Here is a 16,369-nt window from a genome sequence, read left to right as displayed (position 1 = left end):
GATTGGCGCGCCCGGCTGGGATCGAACCAGCAACCCCTGCCTTCGGAGGGCAGTACTCTATCCATTGAGCTACGGGCGCACAGAGACGGTTTTTCAACCGGTATTGCAGGTACAGCGGTGCAGCGCGCGAATGCCGCCGCAGGAAAGTCGCATAGGATACCGCGTTTGCCCCGCGCCGTCCATGCGGGGCACTCCGGAGGGTCTGCCATACGTCTCGCAACCGCCGCTTTTGGCACTGGCGAAGGGTGGAATGGGGCTATAATCGCCAGCTATTTGCGTCAAATCGTGCCCCTCACGAAGTCGACCAGGATCAAGGCTTTGCGATCTGGATTCGGCGACAATCCGGGGCCCGGCCCGGGAGACCGTCCGAAGTGCGCAAATAGCGACAGACCCAAGTCAGGCAATGGCCGCGAGGCAGCATGGGGCGGACTTCTGTCGGGCCCCTTGCGGGCCAGGTAGTGGTCAGACAAGGGCCAGATAAAGCAAGCCGAGGGTGAGCGGCCAGAAGGTTTCCTGCAAAACTGAGAGTTCTGTATGAGCGACGTCCACAACGAACACCACGAACACGAGTCTCCCATCAAGACACCCAAGCAGCTGATCGCTGTGGTGATCGCGGCTTTCCTGGTACCGATCCTCGTGATCGCCCTGCTGGTCAACTTTGTGGGACATGGCTCCACTGAAAGTGCCGGCGCTGTCAGCACCGCGGAAGCCGTCAACGACCGCATCAAGCCGGTCGCGTCGCTCGAAATCAAGGATCCCAACGCACCGCGCGTATTCAAGACCGGCGAACAGGTCTACAAGGAAATCTGCGCGGCCTGCCACGCCACGGGCGCGGCGGGTGCGCCCAAGTACGGTACTGCCGGCGACTGGAGCGCGCGTATCGGCCAGGGCTTTGACGGTCTGATGAAGTCGGTGCTGGCCGGCAAGGGCGCAATGCCGCCGCGCGCCGGCAGCACGCCTGACGACTACACCGATTACGAACTGGCCCGCGCCGTGGTCTACATGGCCGACGCCGGTGGCGCCAAGTTCCCCGAGCCGCCCGCACCGGCTGCCGCGGCACCGGCCACCGCCGCGGCGCCCGAGGCCGCTGCCGCGCCGGCTGCTGCGGCTGCGCCGGCACCGGCCGCAGCCGCTGCCGCGCCGGCTGCTGCGTCGGCCGACGTCGGCAAGAAGGTCTATGACCAGGTCTGTGCCGCCTGCCACGCCGCCGGCGTGGCAGGTGCGCCCAAGTTCGGCGACAAGGCCGCTTGGGCGCCGCGCCTGAAGGAAGGCATGGACACGGTCCACAACTACGCGCTGAAGGGCAAGGGCGTGATGCCGCCCAAGGGTGGCTACGCCGGCCCGGACGCCGACGTGATCGCCGCGTCGGACTACATGGCAAACGCTGCCAAGTAAGACACGACTGCGCCGCAGACAACAACGCCCGCGAAATTCGCGGGCGTTTTTTTTATGCCTGGCGGCGGTTACACGACGCGCGAGTAGCGCGCCCGCGGCACGATGCGGATCGGTTGCGCGCCGTCGTTGGCGGCCTGGGGCGTGCCCTGGTTTTCGGGCCCGGCGAGCGCGGCGCGGGCGGCATCGTCGCGCAGGTAGCGGTCGAACACCATCGCCACGCGGCGCACCAGCAGGCGTCCCAGCGGCGTGACCGTGATCCGCGCGGGCTCTACCTGCACCAGGCCGTCGGCCGCCAGGGTGGCAAGTTCAGCCAGTTCCGGCGCGAAGCCGGCGCTGAAGTCAATGCCGTGGCGCCGCTCGAGCGCGGGAATATCCAGCACGCCATTGCACATCAGCGCGCCGATCAGTTCGCGGCGCAGGTGATCGTCGGCAGTCATCGCCACCCCGCGCGCCAGCGGCAGGCGGCCGTGGTCGAGCGCGCTGTAGTACTCGTCCAGCGTGCGGGCGTTCTGCACGTAGCGGCCCGCCACCGCGCCGATCGCCGAGATGCCGAGGCCGAGCTGGTCGTACCCGGCGTGCGTGGAGTAGCCCTGGAAGTTGCGCTGCAGCCGGCCTTCGCGCTGCGCCACGGCGAGGTCGTCGTCGGGCAGCGCGAAGTGGTCCATGCCGATATAGATATAGCCCTCGGCGGTCAGGCGCTCGATGGTGGAAACCAGGATATCCAGCTTCTCGCCGGCCGCAGGCAGCGCGCTTTCGTCGATGCGCCGCTGCGGCTTGAACACATGCGGCAGGTGCGCATAGCTGTAGACCGAAAGGCGGTCGGGCCGCAGCGCCAGCACCTGGTCGATGGTGCGGCCGAAGCGCGCGGCGGTCTGGTGCGGCAGGCCGTAGATCAGGTCGAGGCTGACCGAGCGGAAGCCCAGCCGGCGCGCGGCGTCGACCACGGCACGGGTCTCTTCGTACGGCTGGATCCGGTGGATGGCTTGCTGCACCTCGGGATCGAAATCCTGCACACCCAGGCTGACGCGGTTGAAGCCCAGTTCGGCCAGCAGCGCCATGCGCGCATCATCGACGCGGCGCGGGTCGATCTCGATCGAGTGCTCGCCATCGGGCGCCAGTTCGAAATGCTCGTGCAGCAGCGCCATCACGCGGCGCATTTCGGCGGGATCCAGGAAGGTCGGCGTGCCGCCGCCCCAGTGCGACTGGAGCACGCGCCGGCGCGTGCCGAGCTGAGCGGCCAGCAGCGCCATCTCACGGCCCAGGTACGTGACGTAGCGGGCGCTGCGGCCGTGGTCACGCGTGATGATCTTGTTGCAGCCGCAGTAGTAGCAGATGTTCTCGCAGAACGGGATATGCAGGTACAGCGACAACGGCGCGGGCGCATCGGCACGGCAGGCGGCCAGCGCGTCGTGGTACAGCGACAGGTCCGGGCCGTTCCTGAAGCGGTCGGCAGTCGGGTAGGAAGTGTAGCGCGGGCCGTTGCCGTCGATGCGGCCGGCGAGAGCGCGAAAGTCCGACAGCGCGCGGCGGTCGGACGCAGGGGTAGTCATGGCAAGCGGGTTCATGGGGGCGCGGGGGAACGGTTTTTGACAGCCCATGCTAGGACTGCACGCCGCGCGTTGCGTTGACCGTCGTCAAGCGCAGCGCCGGCAGGGCACACTCGCGTGGGCGCCCGGCGTCACACGATTGTCATACGTGGCGGATACGCTGCGCGCCGGCGCGAGTTGCGCCCCTTTCCTATTGCGCGATGCCCATGCCGGACACCCTGCCCCCGAGTTCCCCGCCGTACCTACCGCTGCGCCGACGCCTGCTGACGGCCGGTGCAGCGGCCCTGGCGCTGCCCGCTGCACCGCTGCTGGCCCAATCCCCGGCGCGCCGCACCGTGGTGGTGGGCCACCTGATCGACCGCGGCAGTGCGCAGGCGGACCTGGCGCGCGACTACCTGGCCGGTGCCAAGGTGCTGTTCGACGCGACCAATGCCGCCAATGGCCCGGTACGGATCACCCACGTGGTGCGCGACGCCGATCCCGATCCGCGTCGTGCGCTGGCACAGGCGGTGGCGCTGGCGGACAGCGAGCACGCCGAGCTGCTTTTCGGCGCCAGCGACCGCCTGCTGCCGGCGCTGGCGTCATCGACGGAGCTGGCCCGGCGCGGCGTGCAGATTGTCGCGCCGCTGTCAGGCCTGGCATTGGCCGGGGACAACATCTGGTTCACCCGCGCCGACTACCAGGCGGAGCTCGACGCCGCGGTGCGGCAGTTGCGCAGCTATGGCCTGAGCGCGATGGCGCTGGCCGTGGCGCCGGACTTCGCCACGCCGTCGCTGGCCCGGCTGGAGGCGCAGACCGGCACGCGCGCGGTGCCGCTCGATCCCAAAGCCGATCCGGGTGCCGACGCCGCGGCACGACGCATTGCAGCCGCCCGCCCCGGCGCCGTGATCGTGGCGGGCGATACGCTGGCCTATGCCGGCCTGGGCCGTGCTCTGGCAGCGCAGGGCTGGTATGGCTTCCTGGTCGGCCTGTCGTCGGTCAGTGCCACGGCCGCGCGCGAGATCCTGGGCGCCGGCTACGCAGGCGGCATGGTGCTGACCCAGGTCGCGCCCGGTCCGCAACAGGCAACGCTGCGCGTGGTCAGGGAGCACGTGGCGCGCATGAAGCAATACCTGGATGAGCCGCCGTCCTCGGCAACGCTGGCCGGTTATATCGGCGCCGCATGGCTGGCGCGGGCGCTGGCCGGCGTGCGCGCCAGCGGAGCCGCCGAGCTGCGCCGCGCGCTGCAAGGCCGTGTCGACGTGGGGGACTTTACCCTTGACTTCAGCCACGGCCAGCGCGGTTCGCAGTACGTCACGCTGGCGGTGTCAGGCGCGCGGTAGCGACAGGCGCGCGCGCAGGCCGCCTTCGGGACGGTTGGACAAAACCAGCTCGCCGCCATGCCGCGCGGCAATGTCGGCGGCGATCGACAGGCCCATGCCGACTCCGCCGGTGGCGCGGCTGCGCGACGATTCGAGCCGGTAGAACGGCTCCATCACGCGCGCCAGCTGGTCTTCCGGAATGCCGGGACCGTCGTCGCAGATATCGATCAGCACCCGCGCGGGGCTGTCGCTCAGCACGATGCTGGCCGCGCCGCCATAACGCCGCGCATTCTCGACCAGGTTGACCACCGCGCGCCGCAACTCCGAGGGCCACGCCCTCAGCGGCTGCGCCTGGCCGCTGAGGGCGACCTCATGGCCGGTGTCGGCGGCGTCGTCGACCACCGCCTGCAGCAGGGCGAGCACGTCCACGCGCTGGCGCGGGCCGTTGGCTTCGTCGCGGTCGCGCAGGTAATAGAGCGTGGCGTCGATCAGGCCGTTCATTTCGGCGAGATCCTGGCGCAGGCGGTAGCGCACCTCGCCGGCATCGATGCGTTCAATGCGCAGGCTCATGCGCGTCAGCGGCGTGCGCAGGTCGTGCGAGACCGCGGCCAGGAAGCGCGACTGCTGGGCAAGCTGCGTGCGGATGCGCTGCTGCATCAGGTTCAGCGCCTGCGCGGCGGCACGCGCTTCGGCAGGGCCGCCGGTCTCGTCCAGCGGCGGCGCATGCACGTCCTGCGCCAGCCTGCCGGCGCCGCTGGCGAGCTGCTGCACCGGGCGCGCCAGCAGCCGTGCGCCAACCCATGCGGCCGCCACCATCGCCGCCACCTGGATCACCATGCCAAGGTGCGGTGGCCACGGCCAGCGCGGCGGCGGCGGGCGGTGTGGCGCAGCGCCCGCCGCCGCCGGCCGGCCCGGAGCGCCGTCGGGCGGTGGCCCGTGGCGCCAGGCTTCGGGCGGCGGCGGCCCCCCGGGACCATCACGCAGCACGCGTTCCATGCCCGGCCGCGGGAACAGGCTTTCGATCACCGTCATGCCGAGCAGGTGGACGACCAGCATGATCGTGGCCATCGCCACGAACAGCCGCAGGAACATCGAGTCGTAGCGCGCCAGGCGCCCGCTGCCGGGCATCGGGCTCACCCCTCCGGCGTTGCGCTGAAGACGTAGCCTTCGCCGCGCACGGTGCGTATCAGCGCCGGGTCGCGCGGATCGTCGCGCAGCTTCTGGCGCAGCCGCGAGACCAGCAGGTCGATGCTGCGGTCGAATACGTCGAGTCCGCGTCCGCGGGCCTGGTTGATCAGCAGCTCGCGGTCGAGCACGCGGTTGGGCTGCTCGACAAAGGCCAGCAACAGGCGGAATTCGGCATTGGACAGCGGCACCACCACCTCGTCGCGGTCGACCAGCTGGCGCAGCGTGGTGTTCAGGCGCCAGTCGCCGAAGCGCAGTTCGTGGCCCGACGGCGAAGCGGCGCGGCGGCCATCGACGCCAGGGCCAGCGCTGCCGCCATGGGCGCGGCTGCGGCGCAGCACGGTATGGATGCGCGCCACCAGTTCGCGCATCTCGAACGGCTTGGTGACGTAGTCGTCGGCGCCGACCTCCAGCCCGACCACACGGTCTGCCAGTTCGGCGCGCGCGGTCAGCATGATCACGGCGACATGGGTCTGCGCGCGCAGTTCGCGACACAGCGTCAGGCCGTTCTCGCCCGGCAGCGACAGGTCGAGAATGACGAGGTCATAGGCCGTGGCGGCCATCGCCTGGCGCATCGCGGTGCCGTCCTCGACCCCGTCGGCATGCATGCCGAAGGTGGACAGGTACTCGGCCAGCATGGCGCGGATCTGTGGATCGTCGTCGACGATCAGCAGGCGGATGGGAAGCGGCGGAGTGAATTCCATAAGCGAAGAGAACGGCATCTGGCGACGCGGCCGGGCGGACCAGGCGACGGTGTGCCGATGCCGGAGGCGTGCGGTGCCCCACTTTACCAGCGGCGGGTGGCGGCACTATGCCGGCTTTGTATCAGGCCTGATACGCAGTGTTGCCGAAGGGGCCGCCATGTACGCCATTGCAATCGGGCGCAGACCAAGTGCTCAAGCAATGCAGCGCGGCCTTCCCTAGCATGGAGCGGCTTCGAAACCACGACAGGAGAGCTCCATGTCCATCATGACTTCACGGCTGCGGACCAGCCTGTGCGGGCTGGCGCTATGCGGCGCCGCCCTGGCGGCCACGCCGGCCATCGCCCTGCAAGCCGGCCCCGGGCCGCACAGCGCCATGCCGCCGCCCATGCCTGCCCCGGCCACGGCCGAGTCGCTCGGCCTGAACGCGGCCCAGGCCAGGCTTTGGCAGGCCGCGCGCAGCGCCGCGGCAGAGGCGCAAGCGCATGCGCTGGAACTGCGCGCGCGCTTCCTGCGCGAGACCGCCGACACGGCGCCGGACGGCCCGCTGCGGCCGCGCGTCGAAGCCATGGACCGCCTGCACCAGGCGCTGGAACAGGACCGGCGCGCCGTGCGCGAACGCTGGCTGGCGCTCGACGACAGCCTCGACGCGGCCCAGCGCCAGCGCCTGCGTGGTGCGCCCGGTGGCGCGCGCTGGCTCGGCCTGCCGCCGGACCCGATGATGGCGCCGCCGCACGGCGAACCGCCGCCGCAGGGACGCTGAGCGCCGCGCCAAAAAAATTGCCCCCGCACGCTGGCACGGCGGGGGCCAATTACAGGGAAAAACCAGACGTGATGTCTGGAGCGGCACGACCCGGGCAGACCGTGCCGCCACAAAAGCCGCACAGCGGTGAAAGGCGCAGGCGGCACAACCGTCATGCTAAGGACCGCGGCGCGCGCGGTCTTGTCGGCCTGGTAGGGTTTTGTATCGGCCTTGTACCGAACCTCAGCCTGCCGCCGTCTTGCCCGGGCCGCCGAGCAGCGCCTTGAGCGCGCCGAGCCGGTCCTTGGGACTCATCGCCGGGGTTTCGTCCTTGGGCGCCGGCGCTTCTTCCAGCTTCATCTCGCCGATAAAGCGCGACGGCTGGCACGAGTAGGTCTCGCGCGCACGCTTGCGCTTCTTGCACCAGCTGATCTGCAGGCTGCGCTGCGCGCGGGTGATGCCGACGTACATCAGCCGGCGCTCTTCCTCGATCTTCTCGTCGGTCATGTCGTCGTCTTCGCGGCAGTGGGGCAGGATGCCCTCTTCCACGCCGACCAGGAACACGTGCGGGTATTCCAGCCCCTTGGAGGCATGCAGCGTAGACAGCCGCACGGCGTCGGGATCTTCCTCGCGCCCTTCGAGCATGCTCATCAGCGCCACGGTCTGCGTCAGTTCGAGCAAATTCTTGCCTTCGCTGCCGAAGCCGTCGGCGTTGTCGTAGCCGGTGGCTTCCTCGCCCTCGGCCGCTTCCGGCTTGGTACCCTTGCGCTTGAGCCATTCGAGGAACTCCAGCGTGTTGGTCCAGCGCGACTGCGCCTGGCGCTCGTCGAAACTGTCGTAGAGGTAGGCCTCGTAGTGGATGCCGGCCATCAGGTCGTCAAGCACTTCGGTAGCCGGATCCTTGGCCGCGCGGTCGGCCAGCCGCACCATCGATTCGCAGAACACGCGCAGCGGCTCCAGCTGGCGCGGCTGCAGCTTGCCTTCGATGCCGCCCATCATCGCCGCTTCGAACAGCGACACCTTGGCCTGCCCGGCGAACGTGCCCAGCACTTCGAGCGTGGTGTTGCCGACGCCGCGGCGCGGCGTGGTGATCGCGCGGATAAAGGCGGGATCGTCGTCCGGATTGGCGATCAGGCGCAGATAGGCGCAGATGTCCTTGATCTCGGCCTTGTCGAAAAAGCTCTGGCCGCCCGACAGCACGTAGGGGATGCGCTCGCGCCGCAGGATCTGCTCGAACAGCCGCGCCTGGTGGTTGCCGCGGTACAGGATGGCGTAGTCGCGGAACTGCGCGCGGCGCTCGAACTTGTGCGCCGACAGGCGGAACACCACCGACTCGGCCTCGTGCTCCTCGTCATTCATCGGGTGGATGGCGATGGGATCGCCCATGCCGTGTTCGCTCCACAGCTTCTTGTCGAACAACTTGGGATTGTTGGCAATGACCGCGTTGGCCGCTTCCAGGATGCGCACTGTGGAGCGGTAGTTCTGCTCCAGCTTGATCACCTTGAGGTCGGGAAAGTCGGTCTGCAGCCCGCGCAGGTTGTCCAGCGTGGCGCCGCGCCAGCCGTAGATGGCCTGGTCGTCGTCACCCACCGCGGTGAAGGCCGGTGCGCGCAGGTGCGAGCCGCCCGCCAGCAGCTTGAGCAGTTGGTACTGGCAGGCGTTGGTGTCCTGGTATTCGTCGACCAGGAAGTAGCGCAGCCGGTTCTGCCACTTGAGCTGTACCGCTTCATTGCGCGCGAACAGTTCCGCGGGCAGGCGGATCAGGTCGTCGAAATCCACCGCCTGGTATGCATTCAGCGTGGCGACGTAGTTGCGGTAGACCAGCGCGGCCTGGTGCTCGTCGGCATTGGCGGCCTGCGCGATCGCGGCCTCGGGATCGACCATGCCGTTCTTCCACAGCGAGATCGTGCTTTGCACGCCGCGGATCAGCTTCTTGTCGGTGGTGCCCAGCTGCTCCTGGATCAGGCCGAAGCAGTCGTCCGAATCCATGATCGAGAACTGCGGCTTCAGGCCCACATGCTCCGCCTCCATGCGCAGGATCTGCACGCCCAGCGAGTGGAAGGTACAGACCGTCAGCTGCTTGAGCGGGATGCGCTTGCCCTCGCGCGTGGTCTTGCCTTCCATCAGCTTGCCGATGCGTTCCTGCATCTCCTTGGCCGCCTTGTTGGTGAAGGTGACGGCGGCGATATGGCGCGGCTCGAAGCCCTTGTCCTCGATCAGGTGCGCGATCTTCTGCGTGATCACGCGGGTCTTGCCCGAACCCGCCCCGGCCAGCACCAGGCAGGGTCCGTCCAGGTAGCGGACGGCTTCGGATTGGGCGGAATTCAGGCCGTGGCTCATGCGAAGGACGGTCGGGAGATTGGGCGGATAGATGGGGCGAATGCTAGGCGCGCGCTATGGGCAGCACATAGGCAGCACACTCCCCCGGCGGCAAAGCCGTCGATGTTAACACGCTGGCCGCAGGCCGGTCAGTCAGCGCTTGCCGCATCGTCGGCCCTCCTTGTGTCACTGGCGTAACACTTCGTAAAGGGCGGAGCCAATGAACGCGCGCCAGGCTCTAACTGTCATGTCCAGGCGTGTCTAGGACATGCAATATCCATCACTCGGAGCCAACAATGAAAACCTTGCAGACAATGATGAAGGTGACCCTGATCGGCGCGACTGTCTCGGCATTCGCCGGTTGCGCGGACATGACCCCGAAGCAACGCAATACCGCCATTGGCGCGGGCGCGGGCGCCGTAGGCGGCGCCGTCCTGACCGAGGGTAGCGCACTGGGTACGCTGGGTGGCGCGGCCGTTGGCGGCGTGATTGGTAACGTCGTGACCGACGACAAGAAAAAGTAAGTCTTCCGACACCTCGCTTCAGTCCCTGCTTCAGTTCGCCCCTGGCGGCGGGGCGCAGGAATGGGTACAGCCGCGGGCGGCCGTCCGGCCTGGTTTGACAAAGGCCGGGGCCTCCCGTAAATTGCGCGCATCCGACCGGGAGAGCGCGCAGAACTGCGCCGCCGAAGGGGTATCACCCGAAAACTCTCAGGCACCACGGACCGTTCGGATCGGCATGCAACATGCACACGATGCATGCCGCACTCTGGAGAGCGGCACCCGCCATTCGTGGCGAGCGTGCCCACCGAAGGGGCGCGCGAGGACAGGGTCCACTGGATCCGCTTCGTAATCTCTCAGGTATCGAGGACAGAGGGGTCATCCGCCGCAGCGGATTGCTTGCCATATTGGCGTAGCGATCGTTGCGGCGGATGGCCCTTTTTTGTTTTCGCAACCCGACATTGCCCCGAGGATTCCATGACGCTCCAGGCCACGCCCCTCAACGCCATCCACCGCGCCCTCGGCGCCCGCATGGTCGACTTCGGCGGCTGGGACATGCCGGTCAACTACGGCTCCCAGATCGAAGAGCACAACGCCGTGCGCACCGACGCGGGCATGTTCGACGTGTCGCACATGTGCGTGGTCGATCTCAACGGTCCCAATACCCGCGCCTTCCTGCGCGGCCTGCTGGCCAACAACGTCGACAAGTTGCAGACGCCGGGCAAGGCGCTCTATTCGTGCATGCTCGACGAAAAAGGCGGCGTGATCGACGACCTGATCGTCTACTTCTTTGCCGAGGACCGTTTCCGCCTGGTGGTCAACGCCAGCACCGCGGTCGGCGATATCGACTGGATCCGCGCGCGCAATGATGCCACCGGCAGCGGCGTGACCATCACCCCGCGCCGCGAAGATGTTGCGCCCGCGGGCGCGCAGCCGCTGGCGATCGTGGCGGTGCAGGGACCCAACGCCCGCGCCAAGGTGTGGAGCACCTTCCCGTCGACCCAACTTTCCGATGCGCTCAAGCCTTTCAACGCTGTCGTGGTGCAGGACCCCGCACTCGGCGAGGTCATGGTCGCGCGCACCGGCTACACCGGCGAAGACGGTTTCGAGCTGGTCGTGCCGGCCGCCAGCGTCGCCGGCCTGTGGGAAAAACTGAATGCCGCGGGCGTACGCCCGGCCGGCCTGGGCGCACGCGACACGCTGCGCCTGGAAGCCGGCATGAACCTGTACGGCCAGGACATGGATATCAGCACCTCGCCGCTGGACGCGGGCCTGGCCTGGACCGTTGACCTGCAAAGCGAGCGCGACTTCACCGGCAAGGCGGCGCTGGCCGCGGCCGGTTCGCGCCAGCAATTCCTCGGCCTGATCCTGCGGGACAAAGGCGGCGTCCTCCGCGCCCACCAGAAGGTCCTGACCCCCGCCGGTGACGGTGAGATCACCAGCGGCACCTTCAGCCCCTCGCTGTCGCAATCGATCGCGTTCGCGCGCCTGCCGCAGGGCGTGAATGTCGGCGACACCGTGCAGGTGGAGATCCGTGACCGCAAACTCAACGCGACTGTGGTTAAACTGCCGTTTGTGCGTAATGGCAAGGCACTCGTGAGCTAAGGGAAATACCCGCTCACCCAACGGTCGCCCTCGCCTGCCGGCAGCGTTGCCGGGCAGGCATCACCCAACAAGAAACAGATCTGAATCCGGAGAACCTTCATGAATTTCCCCGCCGACCTCAAATACACCGAGTCGCATGAGTGGGTGCGCGTCGAAGCCGACGGCACGCTCACCATTGGCATCACCGACCACGCGCAAGACGCGCTGGGCGACATCGTCTTCCTGGAACTGCCCGAAGTGGGCAAGTCGGTCGGCGCCGGCGACGCGCTGGCAGTGGTGGAATCGGTGAAGGCCGCTTCCGACATCTATGCACCGGTGGCCGGCGAAGTGATCGCCGTCAACGAGGCCGCCACGGCCGAGCCGGAAAGCGTCAATGCCAATGCCTTCGACGCCTGGCTGTTCAAGCTCAAGCCGGCCAACAGCGACGACGTCAACGGCCTGATGTCGGCCGACGCGTACAAGGCCAGCGTCGGCGCCTGATCGCCCGGTCGATCCCGCGCGCGGGATCGACACACAGCATTTGCAGCGCCGCGGCACGGCTGACCACCTGCCGCAGCGCTTCCCACGAGGTTCTTGCCAATGAACGCCCCGCTTCCCATGAACGCCGCCCAAGGTAACCGGCCCACGCTGGCCGAACTGGAGGCGCGCGACGCCTTCGCCGCCCGCCATATCGGCCCCGATACCCCCGAACAGCAGCACATGCTGAAGGTGCTCGGCTATGACAGCCGCGCCGCGCTGATCGATGCCGTCATCCCCGCCGCCATCCGCCGCCGCGACGGCATGCCGATGGGCGAATTCACCGAGCCGCTGAGCGAAGAAGCGGCACTGGCCAAACTGCGCGGCCTGGCGCGCAAGAACCGCGTGCTGAAGAGCTTTATCGGCCAGGGCTACTACAACACCGTCACGCCCGCGGTCGTGCTGCGCAATATCTTCGAGAACCCCGCCTGGTACACCGCCTACACGCCCTACCAGCCGGAAATCTCGCAAGGCCGCCTGGAAGCGATGCTGAACTTCCAGCAGATGGTCACTGACCTGACCGGCCTGGACATCGCCAATGCGTCGATGCTCGACGAAGGCACCGCCGCCGCCGAAGCGATGACGCTGCTGCAGCGCGTGAACAAGCACGACTCGAACATCTTCTTCGTCGCCGACGACGTGCTGCCGCAAACGCTGGAAGTGGTACGCACGCGCGCGCTGCCGCTGGAAATCGAAGTCAAGGTCGGCCCCGCCGCCGACGCCGCAGCCGCGGGCGCATTCGGCGTGCTGCTGCAGTACCCGGGCGTGAACGGCGACATCAATGACTACCGCGCCATCGCGCAAGCCGTGCACGCCGCCGGCGGCCTGGTGGTGGCTGCCGCTGACCTGCTGGCGCTGACGCTGATCGCGGCGCCGGGCGAATGGGGTGCCGACGTGGCCGTGGGCAACTCGCAGCGCTTCGGCGTGCCGCTGGGCTTTGGCGGCCCGCACGCCGGCTACATGGCGGTGAAGGATGCGTTCAAGCGCTCGATGCCGGGCCGCCTGGTCGGCGTGACCGTCGACGCGCAAGGCAACAAGGCGTATCGCCTGGCGCTGCAGACGCGCGAGCAGCATATCCGCCGCGAAAAGGCCACCTCCAACATCTGTACCGCGCAGGTGCTACTGGCGGTGATGGCGTCGATGTACGCCGTGTACCACGGCCCGCAAGGCCTGAAGCGCATCGCGCAGCGCGTGCATCGCCTGGCCGCGACGCTGGCCGCCGGCCTGGAGCAGCTCGGCTTCGCCCGCACCAACGCCACCTTCTTCGACACGCTGACGCTGGAAACCGGCTTCAACACCGAGGCCATCCACGCCGCCGCCACCGCGCGCGGCATCAACCTGCGCCATGCCGGCGCCACCCGCGTCGGCATCTCGCTGGACGAGACCGCCACCCGCGACGACGTGGTTGCGCTGTGGGAAATCTTCACGCAAGGCAAGCCGCTGCCGGCGGGCCTCGATTTCGACAAGCTCGAAGCAGCCACCAATGATGCCTTCCCGGCGGCACTGGCGCGCACCAGCGAGTACCTGACCCACCCGGTGTTCAACACCCACCACGCCGAGCACGAGATGCTGCGCTACCTGCGCATGCTGGCCGACAAGGACCTGGCGCTGGACCGCACCATGATCCCGCTGGGCTCGTGCACGATGAAGCTGAACGCCACCAGCGAGATGATCCCGGTGACCTGGCCCGAGTTCAGCCAGATCCACCCGTTCGCCCCGCTGGACCAGACCGTGGGCTACCGCGAGATGATCGACCAGCTCGAGGCCATGCTGTGCGCCGCCACCGGCTACGCCGCGGTCAGCCTGCAGCCCAACGCCGGCTCGCAGGGCGAGTACGCGGGCCTGCTGATCATCCATGCGTATCACGCCAGCCGCGGCGAAAGCCATCGCGACATCTGCCTGATCCCGTCGTCGGCGCACGGCACCAACCCGGCGTCGGCGCAGATGGCCGGCATGAAGGTGGTGGTGGTGGCCTGCGATGAAAACGGCAACGTCGACCTGGAAGACCTGGCGAAGAAGGCCGAGCAGCACAGCAAGAACCTGGCTGCGATCATGATCACCTACCCGTCCACGCATGGCGTGTTCGAGCAGGGCGTGCAGCAGATCTGCGAGATCGTGCACAAGCACGGCGGCCAGGTCTATGTCGACGGCGCCAACATGAACGCGATGGTCGGCACCGCCGCGCCGGGGCAGTTCGGCGGCGACGTGTCGCACCTGAACCTGCACAAGACCTTCTGCATCCCGCACGGCGGCGGCGGCCCGGGCGTCGGCCCGGTTGCGGTCGGCGCGCACCTGGCGGATTTCCTGCCCAACCAGGACAGCGTCGGCTATCGCCGCGACGACCGCGGCATCGGCGGCGTGTCGGCGGCGCCGTTCGGCTCGGCCAGCATCCTGCCGATCTCGTGGATGTATATCGCGATGATGGGTTCGGCCGGCCTGACCGCCGCCACCGAGAACGCCATCCTGGCGGCCAACTATGTGGCCAAGCGCCTGGCGCCGTACTACCCGGTGCTGTACACCGGCCAGCACGACCTGGTCGCGCACGAGTGCATCCTGGACGTGCGCCCGCTGCAAAAGGAAACCGGCATCAGCAACGAAGACGTGGCCAAGCGCCTGATGGACTACGGCTTCCACGCGCCGACCATGAGCTTCCCGGTGCCGGGCACGCTGATGATCGAGCCGACCGAGTCCGAAGCGCTGCATGAGCTGGACCGCTTCATCGACGCGATGATCGCGATCCGCCAGGAAATCGGCCGCGTCGCCGACGGTACTTTCGACCGCGAGGACAATCCGCTCAAGCACGCGCCGCACACCGCCGCGGTGGTGACCGCCAACGAGTGGACCCACAAGTACACGCGCGAGGAAGCCGCTTATCCGGTGGCGTCGCTGCGCACGCAGAAATACTGGCCGCCGGTCGGCCGTGCCGACAACGTGTATGGCGACCGCAACCTGTTCTGCAGCTGCGTGCCGGTCAGCGACTACGTGGTCGACTGACGCGCACACAGGCCGGTGCCGCCGCGTCCGCGGAGGCCCGGCCGTGGCACTATGCTCAAGATGACGGGACCGCCTGCGGCGGTGTCCGTTGCCGTACTCCGACCGCCTAAAAAGAGCCTCTGCAAAGGCCATCCCATTGCTGGAGACATTCCGTGGCAGTCAGCGTCTTCGATCTGTTCAAGGTGGGCATCGGCCCGTCGAGCTCGCATACCGTGGGCCCGATGCGCGCGGCCCTGATGTTCGCGCAGGGGCTGGAGCGCGACGGCCTGCTGCCGCAGGTGGCCAGCGTGCGGGTTGAGCTGTATGGCTCGCTCGGCGCCACCGGCAAGGGCCACGGCACCGACAAGGGCGTGATCCTCGGCCTGATGGGCGAGTCGCCCGACACCGTCGACCCCGATTCCATCGACAAGCGACTCGCGGCTTTGCGCAAGAGCCGCGAGCTGTCGCTGCTGGGACGCCATATCGTGCCCTTCGTCGAGAAGGAGCACATCGCGTTCTACCGTCGCGAGGCACTGGCCGAGCATCCCAACGGCATGAAGTTCCATGCGTTCGACAGCAGCGGCGCAAGCCTGCGCGAAGCGCGCTACCTGTCGGTGGGCGGGGGCTTCGTGGTCACCGCGGGCGCACCCAACACGCAGGTGCTCACAGCCGCGCAACAATTGCCGCATCCGTTCCGCAGCGGCAAGGACATGCTGGAAATGGCGCAGGCCAGCGGCAAGAGCATTGCGCGGCTGATGCTGGAAAACGAACTGACGTGGCGCAGCGAGCAGGAGGTCATTGACGGCCTGCTGCATATCTGGGACGTGATGCAGGCATGTGTCGCGCGCGGCTGCCGCACCGATGGCGAACTGCCGGGGCCGTTCAGGGTGAAGCGGCGCGCGCCCGAGTTGTTCCGCAGCCTGACCGAGCGCGCCGAGCGCACGCTGTCGGATCCGCTGTCGGTGATGGACTGGGTCAACCTGTACGCCATCGCCGTCAATGAAGAGAACGCGGCGGGCGGGCGCGTGGTGACAGCGCCGACCAATGGCGCCGCCGGCATCATCCCCGCCGTGCTGCACTACTACGACCGCTTCGTGCCGAGTGCGAACAAGCAGGGCGTGGTCGACTTCCTGCTGACCGCGGGCGCGATCGGGCTGCTGTACAAGCTCAACGCGTCGATCTCCGGGGCCGAAGTCGGCTGCCAGGGCGAGGTTGGCGTGGCCTGCTCGATGGCCGCCGGCGCGCTCGCCGCGGTGCTCGGCGGCAGTCCGGCGCAGGTGGAGAACGCGGCCGAGATCGGCATGGAACACAACCTCGGCCTGACCTGCGACCCGGTCGGCGGGCTGGTGCAGATTCCGTGCATCGAGCGCAATGCGATGGCGTCGGTCAAGGCGGTCAACGCGGCACGCATGGCGCTGCGCGGCGACGGCACGCATTACGTATCGCTCGATTCGGTGATCAAGACCATGCGCGAGACCGGGGCCGACATGAAGACGAAATATAAGGAAACGGCGCGCGGCGGACTGGCGGTGAATATCGTGGAGTGCTGACCTCCCATAAACAAGTGAGAGGTGCCGGAAGGCAC

At 68.0% G+C, this 16,369-nt stretch carries 12 protein-coding genes, 1 tRNA gene and 2 riboswitches; of the genes, 8 read left to right on the top strand and 5 right to left on the bottom strand.

What is annotated here, in order from left to right; all coding sequences use genetic code 11:
* Window positions 1-3: 3 nt before the first annotated feature.
* Window positions 4-79: transfer RNA gene (locus tag VSR71_RS24420), tRNA-Arg, on the bottom strand.
* Between the two features lie 455 nt (window positions 80-534).
* Here VSR71_RS24420 and VSR71_RS24415 point away from each other — a divergent pair.
* Window positions 535-1,395 (top strand): c-type cytochrome, encoded by an 861-nt coding sequence (locus VSR71_RS24415; RefSeq protein ID WP_342916371.1) that lies wholly within the window; start codon window positions 535-537, stop codon window positions 1,393-1,395.
* Between the two features lie 68 nt (window positions 1,396-1,463).
* On the opposite strand, the gene hemN is transcribed toward VSR71_RS24415, so the two are convergent.
* The gene (gene hemN / locus VSR71_RS24410) at window positions 1,464-2,960 is read right to left on the bottom strand and encodes an oxygen-independent coproporphyrinogen III oxidase (protein WP_342916370.1); all 1,497 of its coding nucleotides are present in this window, start codon (window positions 2,958-2,960) and stop codon (window positions 1,464-1,466) included.
* 182 nt (window positions 2,961-3,142) lie between these two features.
* Here hemN and VSR71_RS24405 point away from each other — a divergent pair, with 182 nt between their 5' ends.
* Window positions 3,143-4,264, top strand: a complete 1,122-nt coding sequence (locus VSR71_RS24405; protein WP_342916369.1) for an ABC transporter substrate-binding protein — start codon at window positions 3,143-3,145, stop codon at window positions 4,262-4,264.
* On the opposite strand, the gene VSR71_RS24400 is transcribed toward VSR71_RS24405, so the two are convergent.
* Together VSR71_RS24400 and VSR71_RS24395 are read right to left on the bottom strand one after the other, a co-directional pair.
* Window positions 4,250-5,371: a sensor histidine kinase gene (locus VSR71_RS24400; RefSeq protein WP_342916458.1), complete on the bottom strand. Its 1,122-nt coding sequence runs from the start codon at window positions 5,369-5,371 to the stop codon at window positions 4,250-4,252. The two genes, VSR71_RS24405 and VSR71_RS24400, sit on opposite strands and share 15 nt — an antisense overlap.
* A gap of 5 nt (window positions 5,372-5,376) precedes the next feature.
* Window positions 5,377-6,132, bottom strand: a complete 756-nt coding sequence (locus VSR71_RS24395; protein WP_342916368.1) for a response regulator transcription factor — start codon at window positions 6,130-6,132, stop codon at window positions 5,377-5,379.
* Window positions 6,133-6,388: 256 nt separating this feature from the next.
* Between VSR71_RS24395 and VSR71_RS24390 the strand changes: the two genes are divergently transcribed.
* A complete protein-coding gene (locus VSR71_RS24390) occupies window positions 6,389-6,892 on the top strand; it encodes a hypothetical protein (RefSeq protein WP_342916367.1) in 504 nt (167 codons plus the stop codon).
* 222 nt (window positions 6,893-7,114) lie between these two features.
* On the opposite strand, the gene VSR71_RS24385 is transcribed toward VSR71_RS24390, so the two are convergent.
* Entirely contained in the window at window positions 7,115-9,211 is a 2,097-nt protein-coding gene (locus tag VSR71_RS24385; protein WP_342916366.1) for a UvrD-helicase domain-containing protein, read from the bottom strand.
* Between the two features lie 275 nt (window positions 9,212-9,486).
* Between VSR71_RS24385 and VSR71_RS24380 the strand changes: the two genes are divergently transcribed.
* The 5 genes from VSR71_RS24380 (at window position 9,487) to VSR71_RS24360 (ending at window position 16,334) form a co-directional block, all read left to right on the top strand.
* Window positions 9,487-9,714 (top strand): glycine zipper 2TM domain-containing protein, encoded by a 228-nt coding sequence (locus VSR71_RS24380; protein WP_342916365.1) that lies wholly within the window; start codon window positions 9,487-9,489, stop codon window positions 9,712-9,714.
* A gap of 126 nt (window positions 9,715-9,840) precedes the next feature.
* A riboswitch (glycine riboswitch) is annotated at window positions 9,841-9,927 on the top strand.
* Between the two features lie 21 nt (window positions 9,928-9,948).
* Window positions 9,949-10,073, top strand: a riboswitch (glycine riboswitch).
* 94 nt (window positions 10,074-10,167) lie between these two features.
* Entirely contained in the window at window positions 10,168-11,295 is a 1,128-nt protein-coding gene (gene gcvT, locus VSR71_RS24375; RefSeq protein ID WP_342916364.1) for a glycine cleavage system aminomethyltransferase GcvT, read from the top strand.
* A gap of 99 nt (window positions 11,296-11,394) precedes the next feature.
* Window positions 11,395-11,775 (top strand): glycine cleavage system protein GcvH, encoded by a 381-nt coding sequence (gene gcvH, locus VSR71_RS24370; protein ID WP_133097832.1) that lies wholly within the window; start codon window positions 11,395-11,397, stop codon window positions 11,773-11,775.
* Window positions 11,776-11,874: 99 nt separating this feature from the next.
* Entirely contained in the window at window positions 11,875-14,805 is a 2,931-nt protein-coding gene (gene gcvP / locus VSR71_RS24365) for an aminomethyl-transferring glycine dehydrogenase (RefSeq protein WP_342916363.1), read from the top strand.
* Between the two features lie 152 nt (window positions 14,806-14,957).
* Window positions 14,958-16,334 (top strand): L-serine ammonia-lyase, encoded by a 1,377-nt coding sequence (locus VSR71_RS24360; protein WP_342916362.1) that lies wholly within the window; start codon window positions 14,958-14,960, stop codon window positions 16,332-16,334.
* Window positions 16,335-16,369 lie beyond the last annotated feature (35 nt).

Source organism: Cupriavidus oxalaticus, assembly GCF_038900635.1.
Lineage (GTDB): Bacteria > Pseudomonadota > Gammaproteobacteria > Burkholderiales > Burkholderiaceae > Cupriavidus > Cupriavidus oxalaticus_B.
Note: the sequence above shows the minus strand (reverse complement) of the source record. Positions and strands in the feature narration are given on the sequence as shown.

Excerpts from the sequence above, each read along its gene's own strand:
- hemN (WP_342916370.1), bottom strand. The coding sequence starts at position 2,960 with ATGAACCCGCTTGCCATGACTACCCCTGCGTCCGACCGCCGCGCGCTG.
- gcvH (WP_133097832.1), top strand. The coding sequence starts at position 11,395 with ATGAATTTCCCCGCCGACCTCAAATACACCGAGTCGCATGAGTGGGTG.
- VSR71_RS24390 (WP_342916367.1), top strand. The coding sequence starts at position 6,389 with ATGTCCATCATGACTTCACGGCTGCGGACCAGCCTGTGCGGGCTGGCG.
- VSR71_RS24380 (WP_342916365.1), top strand. The coding sequence starts at position 9,487 with ATGAAAACCTTGCAGACAATGATGAAGGTGACCCTGATCGGCGCGACT.
- VSR71_RS24385 (WP_342916366.1), bottom strand. The coding sequence starts at position 9,211 with ATGAGCCACGGCCTGAATTCCGCCCAATCCGAAGCCGTCCGCTACCTG.
- VSR71_RS24395 (WP_342916368.1), bottom strand. The coding sequence starts at position 6,132 with ATGGAATTCACTCCGCCGCTTCCCATCCGCCTGCTGATCGTCGACGAC.
- gcvP (WP_342916363.1), top strand. The coding sequence starts at position 11,875 with ATGAACGCCCCGCTTCCCATGAACGCCGCCCAAGGTAACCGGCCCACG.
- gcvT (WP_342916364.1), top strand. The coding sequence starts at position 10,168 with ATGACGCTCCAGGCCACGCCCCTCAACGCCATCCACCGCGCCCTCGGC.
- VSR71_RS24415 (WP_342916371.1), top strand. The coding sequence starts at position 535 with ATGAGCGACGTCCACAACGAACACCACGAACACGAGTCTCCCATCAAG.
- VSR71_RS24405 (WP_342916369.1), top strand. The coding sequence starts at position 3,143 with ATGCCCATGCCGGACACCCTGCCCCCGAGTTCCCCGCCGTACCTACCG.
- VSR71_RS24400 (WP_342916458.1), bottom strand. The coding sequence starts at position 5,371 with ATGCCCGGCAGCGGGCGCCTGGCGCGCTACGACTCGATGTTCCTGCGG.